Raw genomic sequence first — 16,961 nt, 5'->3', positions numbered from 1 at the left:
GCCTCCCTCCTCACTTCAGCCCCAGCCAGGGTGCCGGATCCACGTACTTGCCGTTCTGCATGACCTCGAAGTGCGCATGCGGTCCGGTCGAGTAACCGGTGGAGCCGACCGCGCCCACCTGCTGGCCGACCTTCACCTTCTGTCCGACACTGACGTCGATGGCGGACATGTGGTTGTAGGTCGTCGAAATCTGGTCGCCATTGATGGTTCCGTGGGAGATCACCACACGGTTTCCGTACCCGTTGGCCCAGCCGGCGGAGGTGACCGTGCCGTCCCGGGCCGCCTTGAACGGCGTACCGGCCGCGGCGCCGAAGTCGATGCCGGTGTGCAGCTTGTAGACGTGCAGGATCGGGTGCATGCGCATGCCGTACGGGGAGGTGACGGGCGGGTCGCCGGGGATCGGCATCGCCATCTGCTGCCCGTCCGGGATCTTGCCCGGTGCGTCGTCGATCGACTCGTACTTGGATATCAGCGACTTGATGCGGGCCACGTAGTTCTGGGTCTCGGTGTACGGGGGCATGCCACCGTACTGGTGCACCGCGCCCGGTCCCGCGTTGTACGCGGCGAGCGCGAGGTCGAGTGTCTCGCCCTGCGCCTCGCCGCGGTTCTTGTAGCCCTCGACCTGCTTGGCGAGAGCGCAGTCGTAACGGCCCTGCGCCATGATCGCGTCCCCGGGGTCGTACGGGGATATCCGGCCGTTGCCGTCGTCGTCCCGGCCCCAGGTCGTCCAGGTGCCGGGCATGAACTGCGACAACCCCTCGGCCCCGACCGGAGATTGGGCGTTGGGATTCCAGCCCGACTCGGCCTCGATCTGCGCGGCGACGACCGCGGGCTTGATGACGTCGCAGAGGGCGCCCGCCTTGAGGACCCAGGGCACGTACTGCTGCGGCACCGTGCCGTCCTTCAGCCCGCCGCCCGCGCCCGACCCCGTGTCCGCCTCGCTCGGCGATCCGCTCACCGCGACCATCATGACCACCGGCATGATCACCGCGGCAAGACAGCCGCCGACCACCCAGGTCATGGTGGATCCACCCCCGTTGGACATCGGCTCCCCTCAGCCTCAAGATCCGGTCGTGTACATGCAGTTGAGTCTCTCGGCTCCCACCCGCTCCATGCGTCACCACGGCGTCACAGGCTCGTCCCAGGAACTCACGCCCCGTTACCTAACCTGTTCGGGCGCCGTGAAGATCGGTGGGCGACGACGGAGGAGAGTGGCGATGCAGGGGGTGGCGATGCACGGGAACGAGCGGCGCGGGCCGGACGGGCCCGAGATCTGGCTTCGCGGGCCGGTCGGCAAACCGGAGCCGCACCGGCAGCAGGAGGAGGGGCCGGAATCCCACCAACTCACGGTGAGCGCAAGGCGGTTCGCCTGGGTCGCCACCCACGGCGGTGCCGGTACCTCCACGCTCGCCGCCGTCTTCGGCGGTCATGACGCGGGCCGCAACTGGCCCCGGCCGGAGCGGGGCGAGCCGGGTTCCGTCCTCCTCGTCGGGCGTACGCACGCGGCCGGCCTGGACGCCGTCTCGCACACCCTCGACATCTTCCGGCGCGGCGACGCACCCCCGGGACTCGACCTCGACGCCATCGTCCTGGTCGCCGACGCGCCCGGGCGGCTCCCCCGTCAACTCACCCAGCGCATCAAGGTGATCGGCTCGGTCATCGACGTCTACCGGGTGCCGTGGGTGCCCGCGTGGCGCACCGGCGACCTCACGGGACCGCTGCCGCGCGAGATCGCATCACTGGCCCGACTGACCGGGAGGACCACTCCATGAGCACGCTGCATGCCCTGACCGGCACACTGACACTGGCCGCCGGCGACGGCCCTCCGGCCGGTGTCACCACGCAGCTCGACTACGTCCTGAACATCATCGCCTGGCTGGTCACCGCGGCCGGTGTGGCGGGGCTGCTGATCGTCGGCTCCCGTATGGCCCTCTCCCTCAAGTCCGGTGAAGCAGAGGAGCACCTGACCCAGTTCGCCATGGTCATGGGCGCCTGTGTCATCGGTGCGACAGCGGGCCCGCTCGTCGGCTTCCTGCTCTGAAACGTCCGCCCACCACCGCATTTCCCCTGAAGCACCCTCAGACCTGAGAGTGCTTCAGTTCGTTTTCGGGGCCTCCCACCTGGTACTTGATGACGATCTCTTCCCGTCTGTCACGGACACGTCACCGACAGGTGCTGGATCACTACATCGCTTGGTCACAGCTCACAGGAGTCGCCAAGCTCACTGTGCAACCGGGAACCCGGGCGCCACACAGCCCTCCATCACCCGCAAGGAACCCTCAGGCACCTTCAAGCACCTTCAAGCACCTTCAAGCACCTTCAAGCACCTGCAGGCACCTTCAAGCACCGCTCACATCAAGCACGTTGTCGGCCGGCAGCCGACCACATCGGGGAGAAGCCATGTTCAAGGCGATAGCAGCCAAGGCCCACATCTACCTGGCGGACGGCAAGGTCCCCAACCCCAAGAGCGACGCGCCGGGCGAGCTGACCGGCAAGGTCGACACCGTCCTCGGCATCCTCGCCTGGGCCGGTACCGCGGCGGGCGTCGCGGGTGTGCTCATCACCGGCGCCATGATGGCGATCTCGATGCGCCGCGGCGAGGGCTCGGAGCACATGGGCCGCCTCGGCATGGTCCTCGGCGGCTGTGTCCTGGTCGCCACCGCGGGCCCCGTCGTCACCTTCGTCTTCGCCTGACCTGATCCACACCTGATCAGAACCCGATGCGAAGGGAGCGCAAACCATGCTGAACTCCGGCCGGTCCCAAGGGGGCAGCGGAGAGTGGGAGCAGCCGTTCTGGCAGCAGCGAGGCTGGATCCTGTCGGCCGGGTTCCTGTTGGTGCTGCTCGTGCTCGCCGGCTTCACGATGATGAGCGGCGGCGACGGGAAGCCGGCGAACGCGTCGGGCGACCCGGACCCGGCGCCGGCCTCGTCCGCCGACTCGAACTCGGGCGGTGGCAGCGGCGGTTCGGACGCCCGGCCCGCCGGCTGCCGCACCGACGACAGCGACCAGGCCAAGCCGACGGCGGCCCCGAAGGACTTCACCTGGAAGGCCAACGGCACCGGCCTGGTGCCGGTCTCGAAGACGGTGGGCCCGCTCAAGTACGACGGACCGGTCTGGTCCTGCTTCGCGCACACGCCGATCGGCGCGGTCATGGCCGCCCACTCCATCACCGACCACCTGAGCTACCAGGGCTGGCGCGAGGTCGTCGACCAGCAGGTCGTCCCCGGCGTCGGCCGCGACGCGCTGATCAGGAGCCGTACCGCGGAGGGTGACAAGCCCACTTCGGGCACGCCCGACGCGGGAGGCTACGCCGGCTTCACGGTCCTGTCGTACGACAAGGAGAAGACGACGTTGATGGTCGTGGTCCGCATCGCAGGCAAGGACGCCTACGGCACCGCGTCGGTGACCATGCGCTGGCAGGACGGCGACTGGAAGCTCGCGCCCGACGCCGACGGCACCGTCTACTCGGGCATGTCGCAGGTCAGCGGCACCTCGGGCTTCGTCACCTGGGGGGCGTGACATGGCTTGTTCCTGGCGGATATACGACTGCGTGATCGACGAGGTCGGCACCCAGTTCACCCAAGGTGCCGTCGTCGTCTTCGCCAAGGCGATCGGCGACGCCGCGTCGGAGGTGCTCAAGGCACTCAACGGCGTCTGGATGAACGTCGACGTGGACGACCCCTCGAAGCCCATCGGCCTCATCGACAAGGAGGTCGACTGGATCGTCGCCTATGTGGCCGTGGCCTCGTTGCTGATCGCCGCGATCAGAATGGCCCTCGACCGCAAGGGCCAGCCGATGAAACAGGCGTTCCTGGGGATGTGGAAGGTCATCCTCGTCGGTGCGGTCGCCGTGCCGGTGGTCCAGGCGCTCACCAAGGCCTCCGACCTGTACGCCCAGCACGTGTACGAGAAGTCCGACCTCGGCGACACCGCGTCGACGATGCTCGGTGTACTGACGCTCAATCAGCCGGGCCTGGTGCTCATCTTCGGTCTGCTGGTGATGCTGTCGAGCTTCGTGCAGATCTGTCTGATGTACATCCGCATCGGCGTCATGATCATGCTCGTCGGCACGCTGCCGCTGGCCGCCGCCTCCTCGATGACCGGGTGGGGCGAGGGCTGGTGGAAGAAGCACATCGGCTGGCTCGCGGCCTGGCTGCTCTACAAACCGGCGGCCGCCCTCATCATCTATTCGGCCACGTCGATGACCCAGGACACCAAGAACCTCGACCAGACCATCGCGGGTCTGGGCATGCTGATCATGGCCGTCTTCGCCCTGCCTGCGCTGCTCAAGCTGATCGTTCCGGCAACGGCGGCCCTCGGCGGCACGTCCGGCGGCACGGTCGCGCTCAACGCGACCAACAACATCGCCACCGGCGCCGTCAGCATCGCCGCGGGCGGTGCCGGCGGGGGGCGGGGGGGCGGGGGCGGCGCGGCCCGGCCCGAAGGGCTCGCCGTCCGCGGGCGCCGGCGCTCCGGCCGGTGGAGCGGGTGGGGCAGGGGGCGCGGCCGCCGGAGGCGGTGCCGCCGCCGCGGGTGCGGCCACGGGCGGCGCGGCCCTCGCGGTCCAGGCCGCCGCGGTCGCCGTACAGACCGGCGTCGCGGCCGCCACGGAAGTCGCGGGCTCCCTTGACGACAACGACGGCATGAAGGGCCACAACCAGTAGGGCCCGCCAGGCCCACGCCCGGGCGTGGGGGCGGCCACCGACCGACAGGGGCCGCCCCAACCCCCTTACATCCCAAGCACCTTGAGCCAGCCGAGCCGGAAGAAGGAACCCCCATGTCCACCGACGCCATGACGCGTCCCACGTACGGGAACTGGCGCAGGCCCCGCCGTCCCGGACTCGGTCCGCTGGGTCTGCTCGGCACCGTCGTCGCCTTCGGCGGACTGCTGGTGGCGCTGCTGGCGTCGCTGGTCTCGCTCATGGCCGCGATCGCCGTGCTGGTGCCGGTCGGGCTGTTCCTCGCCCCGCTGGCGCTGCGCACCGTGGACGGCCGCAACGTCTACCAGGTCCTCGCGGTCCGGATCGGCTGGATGAAGCGCAAGGCGAACGGCTCGCACACGTATGTCTCCGGGCCGCTGTCCAAGCGCCCTGGCGGCCGCTTCCAGCCGCCAGGGCTGCTCGCGCGCACCAAGATGTACGAGGGCCGCGACGCCTACAACCGCTCGTTCGGCGTGCTGCACCACCCGGGCCGCGGTCTCTACACCGTGGTCCTGGCGTGCGAGCCGGACGGCGGTTCGCTGGTCGACCCCCAGCAGGTCGACATCTGGGTGGCGTCCTGGGGCGACTGGCTCGCGCGGCTCTCGCACGAGCCGGGTCTGCGCGGCGCCCAGGTGGTCGTCGAGACCGCCCCGGACACGGGTACGCGCCTCGCGGCCGAGGTGCTCCCCCGCATCTCGCCGGACGCTCCGGCCGCGGCCCGCGCCGTGATGGAGGAGGTCGTCGAACGCTACCCTTCGGCGTCCTCCGAGATGCACACGTACATCGCGTTGACGTACGGCCCGACGGGCGGCCCCAAGCGCGACGTCGACGACATCATCACCGACCTGTCGATGCGCCTGCCCGGCCTGCTGTCGGGCCTGGTGGCCGCGGGCGGCGGCAGCGCCTACCCCCTGGCCGCCGAGCGGCTCGCCGAGATCGTCCGGGTGGCGTACGACCCGGCCATCGGTCCCGACGTGCTCAGCGCCCGCGCCGAACACGCCACCACCGGCCTGGAGTGGAGCGACGCGGGTCCGGCGGCCGCCGTCGAGACCGTCACCTCGTACAAGCACGACTCGGGTGTCTCGCGCACCTGGATGCTGACGCTCGCGCCGCGCGGCACGGTGCGATCGAGCGTCCTGCGGGGCCTGCTCGAACCCGCGCCCGGCACCCGGCGCAAGAGGGTCTCCCTCATCTACCGGCCCATCGACCCGGCGACCTCCGCCCGCATCGTCGAGTCCGACCGGCGCTCCGCCCACTTCATGGCGGGCTCGCGGCGCGGTCTCGTCCAGGCGCGGGCCAGTTCGGAGATGCAGGCCGCCGAGCAGACCGCGGCCGAGGAGGCGGCGGGCGCCGGACTCGTGGAGTTCTCGCTGATGGTCACCGTCACCGTCGACGACGAGGAGCAGCTGCAGGACGCGGGCATCACCGTGCGCAACCTCCAGGCGTCGTCCCGCATCCTGATGCGCCCCGCGGACCGCATGCAGGCCTCGGCCTTCACCTGCACGCTGCCGGTCGGCCTGCTGCCGTGGGAGCACACCCTCGTTCCGTACCAGATCAGGGAGGCGCTGTGAGTGCCGTGAAATCCATCCCCACCGCCCCGCCGCGCGGCTGGTACGGTCCCGGCGGCGGCCAGGTCGGGCATGTGGACCCGCCCTCGATGTGGCGCGCGACCACGGTTCAGGCGTGCGGGCTGTGGCCCTTCGCGGCGGGCTCCGGCGCGCCCATGACCGGGGTCCCGCTCGGCCAGCATCTGCACACCGGAGCGACCGTGTGCGGCGACCCCATCTCCTGGTTCACCCGCGCCCGTTACATCTCCAACCCGTCCCTGTTCATGCTCGGCATGCCGGGCCTGGGCAAGTCGACGCTGGTCAACCGCATGCTGATCGGCATGTCCGCGACGGGCATCACCCCGCTGGTACTCGGCGACCTGAAGCCCGACTACGCCGACACCGTGCGGGCGTTGGGCGGCCAGGTGATCTCGATCGGGCGGGGCGTCGGGGGTATCAACGTCCTCGACCCGGGCGCGATGGGCGAGGCGGCGGTACGGATCGGGGGCGAGCGAGGCCGCATCCTCGCGGCGGAGGCGCACGGCCGGGTCCTGAACATGGTCGCCGCGCTGATCACGATCGTGCGGGGCCGCCCGATGGACGACCACGAACAGTCCGTACTGTCCGCCTGCCTCCACCACCTCGCGGAGCGTACGAAGCCGGGGCGGGCGCCGCTGCTGCCGGATCTGTTGAAGGTGCTGGACGAGGGTCCGGACCGGGTCCGTGCGGTGACGCTGGACCGGGGGAACGTCGCCCGCTACCAGGAGGCGGTGGACCCTCTCCACCGGTCGCTCCTGGGCGTGCTGGACGGACCGCTCGGCGACACCTTCGCGTCCGAGACGTCGACGCGGATCAACCCGGCCTCGCCGGCGGTCTGCGTGGACATCTCGCGTATCGGCGAGGCGGACACGCAGCTGACCGCGGCTGCGATGCTCGCCGCGTGGTCGGACGGACTGGGCACGGTGGCGGCCGCCCACGCGCTCGCGGACGCGGGGCTGGCCCCCCAGCGATGGTTCTTCACGGTCCTGGACGAACTGTGGCGTCCCCTGCGGGCCGCCTCCGGCATCGTGGAGCGGATCGACGCGCTGACCCGGCTGAACCGGTCGCTGGGGCTGGGCGACGCGAAGATCACGCACACGCTGAAGGACGCGGAGGCGTTGGGCAGCGAGTCCGACCGCGCGAAGGCGCGCGGCTTCGTGGAACGGGCCGGGATGGTCGTCTGCGCCGGGCTTCCCCGTACCGAGATGAAGGAGCTCGGCGAGATCGTCGGCATGTCCGAGCGGGAGATCGAACTCGTGTCGTCCTGGTCCTCGCCGCCCGGGTGGGCGAGCACGGGCGGGAACGAGGAGCCGCCGGGGCGTGGACGCTTCCTGATCAAGGTGGGCGGGCGTCCCGGGATCCCGATCAAGGTGTCCATCACGGACACCGAGCGGGCGTTGCACAACACGAACACGCGGTGGTCGGAGGCGGGGAAGCCGTCGCTTTCCAAGCGGGACGGTGGATTGCGATGACGGGGCGTCCGCGGGGAGCTTTTCTCGCCCCCCGCCGTACCTCGGGGCTGCGCCCCTATCAGGGGCGCGGGGAACTGCGCGAACAACCCCCACCGGGCCGCAGCAAGAAGACAACCCAGGCGGGTCTGGGGGCGCAGCCCCCAGATACGGGAACGGGTAGGGGCGGCGGGGGCGAAACCCATCGGGGGGAGCACAGATGAGCAGCACACGTAGGAATCACAGCAGCGGGGAGGACCTCCTTCCCTGGATCGTGCCGGGCGCCGCCTTCCTCGTCGGCACTCTGTTCTTCGGGGCCTGGCTGGGCGGGACCATCGGGGCGGCGGCGAGCGGCACCGGCTGGGACCCGCCACCGTTCGGGCTGTCCACCCTGTCCAGGCTGGTCAAGGACGGCCCGGCCGCGGTGTGGCCGGCGGCGTCGCCGACCGCGGTCGCGGCCGGGATGGCGGTCGTGTTCGGCGCGGTCGTGGCCCTTGTCGTCGTGCTTGTCATGCTCGTACGGCGAAAGGCCGCCAAGCCCAGCGGGCTCGCCGGGCGCAAGGAGCTCGCCGGGCTCCTGCCCAAGGGCGCGGCGCAGCGCGCACGGCAACTCCGCCCGTTGCTGGCCAAGTTGGGCAAGCTCACCCCGGACGACACCGGAAACCTGCTCGGCAACCTGGAACCAGGTGGCCCTGAGCTCCGCTCCAGCTACGAGGACGTGGAGCTGGACCTGATGGCCCCCCGGGCCGGCAAGTCCACGGGCATCGCGGCACCGCGCGTCCTGCGCGCCCGCGGCAGCGTCCTGCTGACCTCGAACAAGGCGGACGTCTACAGCGTGACCCGAGCGGAACGCGAACGCGTCGGCCGGGTATGGACGTTCGACCCCCAGGGCATCGCCCACACACCCCGCAGCCTGTGGTGGGACATGCTCGCCGACGCCGCCACGATCGAGGGTGCCCGTCGGCTGGCAGGCCACTTCGTCGGAGCGGTCAACGACGACGCGTCCAAGCGCGACTTCTGGATCTCGGCCGCGCAGAACACCCTCACCGCCCTCTTCCACGCGGCCCACCGGGGCGAACGGCAGATCGGCGAGGTACTCGCCTGGCTTGCCGACCCGGCGGACCGCACCCCCGTCGACCTGCTGCGGGACGCCGGAATGGCGGCCCTGGCCGACCAGTTGCAGGGCACCATGCAGGGCGCAGTGGAGACCCGGGACGGCATCTACGAGACGGCCCGCCAGTGTGTGGCCTGCCTGCTGGACCCGAGCATCGCCGCATGGGTGACGCCCGACCCGGACCTGCCGCAGTTCCTCCCGGAGCGGCACGTCCTGTCCACGGACACGCTGTACCTCCTCTCCAAGGACGGCGGCGGCTCGGCGGCCGGTGTCATCGCGGCGGCCGCGGACTCCGTACTGCGTGCGGGAGTCGTGGCCGCGGAGCGGATGGGCGGGCGGCTCGATCCGCCCATGACGGCCGTGCTCGACGAGGCCGCCAACGTCTGCCGGATCTCCGATCTCCCCGACCTGTACTCGCACTTCGGCTCGCGCGGCATCAACATCGTGACGCTGCTGCAGAGTTATCGGCAGGGCGTCCGGGTGTGGGGCGAGGCCGGCATGGACGCGCTCTGGGGAGCCGCCACCATCAAGCTGCTCGGCGCGGGCCTGGACGACGCGGACTTCGTGGAGAAGATCTCCCGGCTGGTCGGCGAGCACGATGTGTCGACGGTCAGCTGGTCCAAGAGCAAGGACGGGCGGTCCCGTTCGACCTCCTACCGCCTCGAGCGCATCCTGCCCGCGGACCGCATCCGCGCCCTGCCCAAGGGCACCGCGCTGCTCCTGGCCACCGGCATCAAGCCGGCGCTGGTCAGGCTGCGCCCCTGGTACGCCGAACCCGGCGCCGACCGAATCGCGACCGCGGCGCAGACCGAGGTCAAGGCCATCACCGCCCGAGCCGCCGAAGGGATCATCACGCGATGACGACCACCGCAGCTGAGCAGCAGGTCCAGGAAGGGCCTGCCGCCCCGCCGTTCATTCTCTACCTCGACGGCGCGGAGTACGCCGAGGAGATGCGCCAACTCGCCGTCTGGGTCGCCGACTTGCTGCTTCCGGTGTACGGCCGCGAGGTCACCTCGCAGCAGCCGTGGTGCCCGCGCTGGTGGGAGCACCTGGAGGCGGTGGCCCGGCTGCACGGGCTGTGGCTGGCCTGGCAGGAGCACACCGACCCGGCGGCGGGCGCGTCCGGGCCCGCAGTCTGGCACCGCGACCACCTCGGACCCGTACTCTCCGAGCTCCGTTCTCCCACCGGCCCGTTCGCGGGCTGCAAGGCGGGCGGCCACCGCGCGAAGCAGGCCCCGACCACCGAGGCGTACGCCGTCCCCGAGGCCTCGCGCGCCGATACACCGCCGGAGCCCGATCCCTACGACAGGAACCTGTGGTGAGCGGGGTCCCGCGCGTCCTCAGCCGTCGGCCCGCTCCGGCTCCGACTTCACACCGGCGAGGAATCCTCCCCAGGCTCCGGGCGAGAAGAGCAGCACCGGGCCCTGCCGGTTCTTGGAGTCCCGCAGGCCGACCTTGACGGCGATGCGGGCCATCTCCACACAGGTCGCGTCGTGGTTGCCGCTGTAGGAACTCTTGCGCCAGACAGGACCGGCCGCGTACGCGCCGAGCGCCCTCTCCCTCTGCATTTTCCACCCCTCACCGCAGGTGAATCGCCTGCCCTACCCTGAACCGACGCGCGGAAGATTACCCGGTCGGCATCGGACGGAAACGAGGCCCGAAGACATGACGCCCGAGGACATGACGCCGGAAGGCTCGACGGACGAAAAGCGGACCAGCGGGATCGAGGAGCTGGGCGCCTTCCCGAAATTCACCGAGCGGGAATCCCAGGACTTCGTGCGCGCACGGGACTTGATCGGCTCGATCGTGGCCCACTACAGCGCACGTATTCACCGGGAAACGGATCCGGTGACCGTACGGCGACTCACCCGGGAGCAGCGGAAGTACTGGACGCAGATGCAAAGCCTTTCCGTCCGGGACCACGAGGAGATCAGCCGCGTCATCTCCGAGTATCCGCAAATCCTGCGCACCGCGCGGGAGGACGGAGAGTCGCGGGGAGACAATGACGCACGGGAGGACGGCGAGTGACGAACACTCCGCCGCAAAGAGACGTCCTTCCGCAGAATCAGATCGAGGAGATATTCGAGCGTTCCATCAAGCCCCTCATGTCGGGACCCGCGAAGGAACAGCCGGTCGCGGTGTTCATCGGCGGTCAGCCAGGCGCCGGAAAGAGCACGCTGGAAGCACAGCTCGTCGAGGCGAAGGGGCTGCAGGACGCGGTCCGGATCGACGGTGACGACCTGCTTCTGTTCCATCCCCGGTATGTGGAACACGCCCGCGAGAACGACCGGACGGCGGCCGCCGTGTGCAGCGACCCCCGCTGGTGGAACATGGCGGTCGAACACGTCCGCGAGCAGCGGGCCGACGTGGTCATCAGCTCTCCGCTGGCCGGTCCGGAGTGGGCTCAGGAGCGCTTCAAGGACTTCCGGGACGCCGGGTACCGGGTGGAGACCGTGTTCGTCGCGGTCGACGACGCCCGCAGTCAGCTCGGCATCGTCGACCGCTATCAGGCCATGCGGGACGACCAGGGGTACGGCCGATGGGTGGGGCCCGAGTGGCACGACACCGCCTACAAACGGGTCCTGGAGACCGCGGACGCCATCGATCGCAACCAGTCCACGGACGCCGTCCACGTCGGCCTCAGGGGCGGCGAGATCGTGCACAGCAACGAGTCCACGCCGGACGGCGGCTGGCGCCTGCCGGTGCCGACGCGCGAGGTGATCGAGCGCGAGCGGGCCCGCCCCTGGACGGAGCAGGAACAGACCCTGTTCAAGACCCGCGTCGAGTCACTCGCCACCCGCGTCCCGAAGGACCTGAAACCCCTGCTGGCCCGCACGGTCGAGCGCGCACAGACCCATATGCCGACCGCGCAGGCGCATACGCCGACCGCGCAGGCCCATATGTCGACCGCGCAGGTCGGCACGGCGACCGCGCAGGTCGGCACGGCGGCCCCGGCCGCCGCGGCTTCCGCCACCTCGGCAGACCCGGCCACGTCCGGCGGGCTCGCCGCGGCGGCGGCCTCCCGCAGCGGACCGCGAGTGTCGTCGCAGGCCACCGGGGGTGTGCCCGCCAGGGCCCTGCCGTCCTCGGCGTCCTCGCCGTCCTCGCCGTCCTCGCCGTCCTCGCCGGCCCCTCCCTCCCCGCCCCGGACACCGCGTCCCGCGTCGAGCGGCGGAGCGGCATCGCGGAGCCGCTAGTTTCCGCGTCCGCGACAGCGCACGCTTCCGCGACGGCGCACGCTTCGGCGACAGCGCCAACTGCCCTGGAATCCCAAGGAGAAGCACGGATGAACCACCCGCACCCCCCTCACCCGCGCGTCGACTACTTCGAGGACGTCGTCGACTGGCGTCACCACCGGGCCGGCCGGGCGCACACCTTGGTGCGCGCGGTCCGTTCCCCCGACGGACGCCGGGCGGTGGCCGTCGTGTCCGAGCTGGCGAGCAACCCCGACGACCGCGGGATCACGGACGACTTCGGCTCCGTGGCGAACGCCGTGCTGCCGGCGCTGCGCCTGAGCTTCGGCGCGCGGCTCGAACAGGTCGCCTGGATCGCGCACTTCGGGGAGTTCTCGTACCACGACCCGACAGGGCCCGAGACCTTCACCCGGATCACCGTGACCGCCGGACCGGCCGGACACCACGACGACCTGAGCGGCGACCGGCCGCTGTCGGCGAGCGAGGTGGAGGAGCTGCTGGGCCGCAAGCTCGAACCCGTCGCCCAAGTGCTCGTGCGGATCGGTCGCACGGGGTGAGGTGACGATGACTCAGCATGTGTCGGGACGGGACGTCCTGAGGCAGGCCAAGGAGCTCTACCGGCCCTACCGGGATGCGGTGGAGCCCACGGGACAGCGGGTGGCCATCATCCGTTTCGAGCCCGCCGCCACGGATCCGCCGGACTGGCGGGTGCGTCTTGAGGCCTCCAAGGTCTCCGCCGAGCAGAAGGTGAAGAGCTTCGAGCACCTGGGCTTCAAGGCGGACCACGTCGTGATGCCGCCGGGAACCACACGTGCGCAGTTCGCCGAGGTCCTCGACCGTGCCAACCAGGATCCCGCGACCCGCGCCATCATCGTCCAGTTCCCGCCGCCGGCCCAGCTGCGCCCGCTCGTCGAGCGCATGGACCCGGCCAAGGACATCGACGCCCTGCTCAAGGGGCGTTCGCAGTACACCGCGTGCGCCACGGCCGAGGGCATCTGCCGTGTGGTGGAGCCCTTCGCGCGGGACGACCCGACGATCGCCGTCGTGGGCAGCAAGGGCTTCGTGGGACAGGGCGTGGTGAACACCCTGCGGGAGCGGGGACACCGCCTGATGGAACTCGACGCCGGTGACGACGTGAAGCGGGTACGGGACGCCGACATCGTCGTCTCCGTCACCGGCAACCCGGGCATCCTCGGCCCCGACCACCTCCGGCCGCACCACCGGCTCGTCGTCGACTCCGGTTTCGTGCCGCAGCCGGACGGGAGCGTGCGTGGAGACGTCCAGCGCGCGGCGTACGACATCCCGCAGCACCTCACTCCCGTGCCCGGCGGCATCGGCCCGGTCGAGATGGCGACCCTCATGGAACGGGTGGTCCGCAAGGAGGTCGACCCGGCGGCTCCGTCCTGGAAGGTCGAGCCCCGCCCGTATCTGACGAAGGAGCAGTTGGCCCAGGGAGCGTCCGCGACACCGGCGGCGCCTGCTGCAGCACCTACGGCTTCGGTGGTGTCGACGGCCTCCGCGGCTGCGGCGGCGTCGGCTGGTCCGGGCACGTCGGCTGGTCCGCAGTCTGCTGCGGCTCCGGGTAATCCCGTGGCGCAGGCCGCGAGGCTTCGCGGGGTCGGTGGCAGTGCCTCCGGCGACGGAAGCGTGCCGGGACGACCTCCCGCCGCCGGCCCGTCGGCGCCGCTCCGCCCGCAGCTCCCCCAGCAGCCGAAGCCACCGGGACCCGGCGGTGGTCCCGCCCGCTGAGCCGCGTACGAGTTGGCCGCAGTCACGCCGTACACACCATGCCGTACACACCATGCCGAGGGAGTCTCCGAGAACCCATGGAACTGGATCTGTCGCCGGACGGCTATCCGTCCTTGTCGGCCGAGGGCATCGCCGCTGCCGTCCGAGCGCGCACGGTCCGCGCCGTGGACGTGGTCGCCGCCTCGCTGGCGCGGATCGAGCGGGTGGAGCCGACCCTGTCCGCGTTCGCCGAGGTATGGGGCGAGGAGGCGCTGCGCCGGGCGGGCGAGGTGGACGCGCGGGTCGCCGCGGGCGAGTGGCTGCCGCTCGCGGGGGTTCCGATCGGCGTGAAGGGGCGCCGCGGACTGCGAACGGCGGGCGCGCTGGTCGCTGCCGGGTGCGTGCCCGTGGGGGCCACCTCGGTGCCCGGCCCGGGTACGGCCTGGCAGACATGGGGGCTCGGGGCCCACGGACGGACCGTCAACCCCTGGCGGGCCGACCGGACCCCGGGCGGCTCCTCGGCCGGGTCCGCGGCCGCCGTCGCCGCGGGACTGGTGCCGATGGCGACCGGCAGCGACGGCGCGGGCTCCGTACGGATCCCCGCCGCATGGTGCGGCGTCTTCGGCCTCAAGACCACGAACGCCCGACTCCCCTCCACCGACCGTACGGGCCTCACGGCGGCCGGCGTCCTCACACGCCACGCGTCGGACGCGGCCGCGTACTGGCGGGTCGTGTCCGGCGGCCCACCGCGGAGGCCGGACCGGACACCGGGCCAAACACTGGACCAGGCCCCGGGCCGGACACCGGACCAGGGTCCGGACTTGGGCCACGCGAGCCAGGGCCCGAACCCGAGCCCGGATTCGGACCTGAGCCCGGATTCGGACCCGAGCCCGCTCTCGGACGCGCGCCGGAACCCGACCCCAAGGCCGGATTCGGACCAGAGCCATCGCCCGAACCCGAACCCGAACCCGCACCCGCACCCGCACCCGCACCCGCACCCGAGCCATCGCCCCGCCCCGAGCCGGAAACCAGGCTCGAACCAGGAGTCGGACCAAAGCCAGAACCCGTACCAGTACCCGCGCCCGAGCCAGGCCCCACGCCCACACCCGCACCCGCACCCGCACCCGCACCCGCACCCGCACCCGAGCCAGCCTCCGACCCCGTCCCCCATCCCCGCCATCTGGTCCCCCGACCTCGGCTTCGCCGACACCGATGCGGACATCGCGGCCCTCGCGTACGGCGCGGTGGGGCGCCTCGTCGAGGCAGGGATCGTACGGCTGGTGTCCCAGGACGTATGCCTGGCCGACCCGGGCCCCGCCTGGCTGGCGCTGCGGACGCCGGGTGCCGATGCCGCCGTGGCTCAGCCGCTCCAGGAGGCGAACGACCACCTGCTCGCCGGGCTCTTCGCCGAGACTCCGCTGCTGCTGACCCCGACCACACCCAATCCGCCGCACGGCCACGAGGGACCGGGCGATCGCTACTCCACCGCCCTGACCTGGGCGTTCAATCTGAGCGGCCACCCCGCGGCGAGCATCCCCGCGGGCCTTGGCCCCGACGGCTGCCCGGTCGGCCTCCAGCTCGTGGCCCGGCACGGCGCCGAGCCGCTGCTCCTACGGGTCGCGCAGCTGGACGAGCTCGATCGGCGAAGCGAGTTCCCACGGCTGAACGGGCTCAATCGGACGAGAGAACAGGACCCCAACTGATGCGATGGACCGTCCACGGCGAGCGCACCCTGCACGAAACCCCGTGGGTCCGCCTGCGTTCCCTCGACGTCGAACGGCCCGACGGCACCCGCGCCGACTACCACGTCGTCAGGCTGCGGGACGTCGCCGTCACCGCGGCGGTGGACGGACAGCGGCGCGTACTGATGATGTGGCGGCACCGCTTCGTCACGGACACCTGGGGCTGGGAGCTGCCCATGGGCCTGGTCGAGGATGGGGAGCGTCCCGAGGACGCGGCGGCGCGGGAGCTGGAGGAGGAGACAGGCTGGCGCCCGGACTCGCTACGGGAGTTGATCTACGCGCAGCCGGCCGGCGGGATCACCGACTCCCAGCACTTCGTGTTCCGCGCGGACCGGGCGACCCGGGTCGGCGAGCCGACCGAACGCAATGAGTCGGACCGCCTCGAGTGGATCCCGCTGGCCGACATCCCCGGGATGATCGCCCGCCGGGAGATCGTCAGCAGCGCGACGCTGGTCGGCGTCATGGCTCTCCTGCTGGACCTGGGAGCATAGGCAGCCCTGCTCGAAGCCTGAAACAGTCGGTCTGCCCTGCTCGAAGCCTGCACGACCGGATTGCCCTGCTCGGAGCCTGAAGCAGCCGGTCCGCCCTGCTCGGAGCCTGAAGCAGCCGGTCCGCCCTGCTCGGAGCCTGAAGCGGCCGGTCCGCCCTGCCCGGAGCCCGAAACAGCCGGTCCGCCCTGCCCAATGCCTGCACGACCGGATCGCCCGTCCCAAGCCTGACGCCCGGACTCCTCTGCGCCGCGACCGACCAGCCCCCCCACCCCACCCTGGACACTTAGATGCGTACGCATATATTGTGCACGCATGTAGCCGTCGTTCGCCGCGCACTCGCGCGCACTCAAAGGGGGACCCATGAACCGCCGATTCCTGTTCCTGCTCGGCAGCAGCCGTTCCGAGGGCAACACCGAGATACTGGCCCGCAAGGCCGCCGAACAACTGCCCGCAGATGTCGAACAGCGATGGCTGAGCCTCGCCGAGCACCCGCTGCCCGACTTCGTGGACCTGCGGCGCGACAGCGACCACGTGCGCTCTCCCGACGGGAGCAACCCGGCGCTGCTGCTCGACGCCACGCTCGCGGCCACCGACATCGTGATCGCCTCGCCGCTGTACTGGTACTCGGTCTCCAGCCTCACCAAGCGCTACCTGGACTACTGGTCGGGCTGGCTGCGCACCCCCGGTGTCGACTTCAAGGCGACCCTGGCCGGTCGCACCCTCTGGGGTGTCACCGCCCTCGCGGACACGGAACCGGAAGTCGCCGAGCCGTTGATCGGCACGCTCAACAACTCCGCCGCGTACATGAAGATGCGCTTCGGCGGGGTGCTGCTCGGCAACGGCAGCGCGCGCGGTGACGTACTGAGCGACACGCAGGCGCTGGCACGCGCGAAGACCTTCTTCGCACAGGACCCGCCGCTCGCCCGCTTCCCGCACGAGGCCGCCGCCCAGTGAGTC

The 16,961-nt window shown here is 71.2% G+C and carries 18 protein-coding genes; 16 read left to right on the top strand and 2 right to left on the bottom strand.

Features of this window, described 5'->3' with window-relative positions:
- Positions 1 to 10: 10 nt before the first annotated feature.
- A complete protein-coding gene (locus tag AB5J53_RS28480; RefSeq protein ID WP_369248496.1) occupies positions 11 to 1,021 on the bottom strand; it encodes a peptidoglycan DD-metalloendopeptidase family protein in 1,011 nt (336 codons plus the stop codon).
- A gap of 196 nt (positions 1,022 to 1,217) precedes the next feature.
- Between AB5J53_RS28480 and AB5J53_RS28475 the strand changes: the two genes are divergently transcribed.
- From AB5J53_RS28475 to AB5J53_RS28435, 9 genes are all read left to right on the top strand, one after another.
- Entirely contained in the window at positions 1,218 to 1,772 is a 555-nt protein-coding gene (locus tag AB5J53_RS28475; protein ID WP_369248495.1) for a DUF6668 family protein, read from the top strand.
- On the top strand, positions 1,769 to 2,041 hold the full coding sequence (locus AB5J53_RS28470; protein ID WP_369248494.1) for a hypothetical protein: 273 nt from the start codon (positions 1,769 to 1,771) through the stop codon (positions 2,039 to 2,041). The genes AB5J53_RS28475 and AB5J53_RS28470 overlap by 4 nt, the downstream gene beginning before the upstream one ends.
- A gap of 359 nt (positions 2,042 to 2,400) precedes the next feature.
- Complete coding sequence (locus AB5J53_RS28465; RefSeq protein WP_369248493.1) at positions 2,401 to 2,694, top strand: hypothetical protein; 294 nt, start codon at positions 2,401 to 2,403, stop codon at positions 2,692 to 2,694.
- Positions 2,695 to 2,740: 46 nt separating this feature from the next.
- The gene (locus AB5J53_RS28460) at positions 2,741 to 3,520 is read left to right on the top strand and encodes a hypothetical protein (RefSeq protein WP_369248492.1); all 780 of its coding nucleotides are present in this window, start codon (positions 2,741 to 2,743) and stop codon (positions 3,518 to 3,520) included.
- Position 3,521: 1 nt separating this feature from the next.
- Positions 3,522 to 4,631: a hypothetical protein gene (locus tag AB5J53_RS28455; protein ID WP_369248491.1), complete on the top strand. Its 1,110-nt coding sequence runs from the start codon at positions 3,522 to 3,524 to the stop codon at positions 4,629 to 4,631.
- 147 nt (positions 4,632 to 4,778) lie between these two features.
- Positions 4,779 to 6,272 (top strand): SCO6880 family protein, encoded by a 1,494-nt coding sequence (locus tag AB5J53_RS28450; RefSeq protein ID WP_369248490.1) that lies wholly within the window; start codon positions 4,779 to 4,781, stop codon positions 6,270 to 6,272.
- A complete protein-coding gene (locus AB5J53_RS28445; protein ID WP_369248489.1) occupies positions 6,269 to 7,759 on the top strand; it encodes an ATP/GTP-binding protein in 1,491 nt (496 codons plus the stop codon). The genes AB5J53_RS28450 and AB5J53_RS28445 overlap by 4 nt, the downstream gene beginning before the upstream one ends.
- A gap of 196 nt (positions 7,760 to 7,955) precedes the next feature.
- The gene (locus tag AB5J53_RS28440; protein ID WP_369248488.1) at positions 7,956 to 9,710 is read left to right on the top strand and encodes a type IV secretory system conjugative DNA transfer family protein; all 1,755 of its coding nucleotides are present in this window, start codon (positions 7,956 to 7,958) and stop codon (positions 9,708 to 9,710) included.
- Positions 9,707 to 10,171 carry a DUF4913 domain-containing protein gene (locus tag AB5J53_RS28435; RefSeq protein ID WP_369248487.1) on the top strand — a complete coding sequence of 155 codons (465 nt, stop codon included), beginning with the start codon at positions 9,707 to 9,709 and terminating at the stop codon, positions 10,169 to 10,171. Before AB5J53_RS28440 ends, AB5J53_RS28435 begins: the two co-directional genes overlap by 4 nt.
- Positions 10,172 to 10,189: 18 nt before the next feature.
- Here the strand turns inward: AB5J53_RS28435 and AB5J53_RS28430 are convergent, their stop codons facing one another.
- On the bottom strand, positions 10,190 to 10,417 hold the full coding sequence (locus AB5J53_RS28430; RefSeq protein ID WP_369248486.1) for a DUF397 domain-containing protein: 228 nt from the start codon (positions 10,415 to 10,417) through the stop codon (positions 10,190 to 10,192).
- A gap of 97 nt (positions 10,418 to 10,514) precedes the next feature.
- On the opposite strand from AB5J53_RS28430, the gene AB5J53_RS28425 reads away from it, so the two are divergent.
- The 7 genes from AB5J53_RS28425 (at position 10,515) to AB5J53_RS28395 (ending at position 16,958) form a co-directional block, all read left to right on the top strand.
- On the top strand, positions 10,515 to 10,877 hold the full coding sequence (locus tag AB5J53_RS28425) for a hypothetical protein (RefSeq protein WP_369248485.1): 363 nt from the start codon (positions 10,515 to 10,517) through the stop codon (positions 10,875 to 10,877).
- Positions 10,874 to 12,046, top strand: coding sequence for a zeta toxin family protein (locus tag AB5J53_RS28420; RefSeq protein ID WP_369248484.1), 1,173 nt, complete (start codon positions 10,874 to 10,876; stop codon positions 12,044 to 12,046). Before AB5J53_RS28425 ends, AB5J53_RS28420 begins: the two co-directional genes overlap by 4 nt.
- 89 nt (positions 12,047 to 12,135) lie before the next feature.
- On the top strand, positions 12,136 to 12,600 hold the full coding sequence (locus AB5J53_RS28415; RefSeq protein ID WP_369248483.1) for a hypothetical protein: 465 nt from the start codon (positions 12,136 to 12,138) through the stop codon (positions 12,598 to 12,600).
- A gap of 7 nt (positions 12,601 to 12,607) precedes the next feature.
- Complete coding sequence (locus AB5J53_RS28410; protein WP_369248482.1) at positions 12,608 to 13,792, top strand: tetrahydrofolate dehydrogenase/cyclohydrolase catalytic domain-containing protein; 1,185 nt, start codon at positions 12,608 to 12,610, stop codon at positions 13,790 to 13,792.
- A 77-nt stretch (positions 13,793 to 13,869) separates the two neighbouring features.
- Positions 13,870 to 15,474, top strand: a complete 1,605-nt coding sequence (locus AB5J53_RS28405; RefSeq protein ID WP_369248481.1) for an amidase family protein — start codon at positions 13,870 to 13,872, stop codon at positions 15,472 to 15,474.
- Positions 15,474 to 16,004 carry an NUDIX hydrolase gene (locus AB5J53_RS28400; protein ID WP_369248480.1) on the top strand — a complete coding sequence of 177 codons (531 nt, stop codon included), beginning with the start codon at positions 15,474 to 15,476 and terminating at the stop codon, positions 16,002 to 16,004. Before AB5J53_RS28405 ends, AB5J53_RS28400 begins: the two co-directional genes overlap by 1 nt.
- A 360-nt stretch (positions 16,005 to 16,364) precedes the next feature.
- Positions 16,365 to 16,958 carry a flavodoxin family protein gene (locus tag AB5J53_RS28395; RefSeq protein ID WP_369248479.1) on the top strand — a complete coding sequence of 198 codons (594 nt, stop codon included), beginning with the start codon at positions 16,365 to 16,367 and terminating at the stop codon, positions 16,956 to 16,958.
- Positions 16,959 to 16,961 lie beyond the last annotated feature (3 nt).

It is taken from the genome of Streptomyces sp. R41, from assembly GCF_041053055.1.
GTDB lineage: Bacteria > Actinomycetota > Actinomycetes > Streptomycetales > Streptomycetaceae > Streptomyces.
Note: the sequence above shows the minus strand (reverse complement) of the source record. Positions and strands in the feature narration are given on the sequence as shown.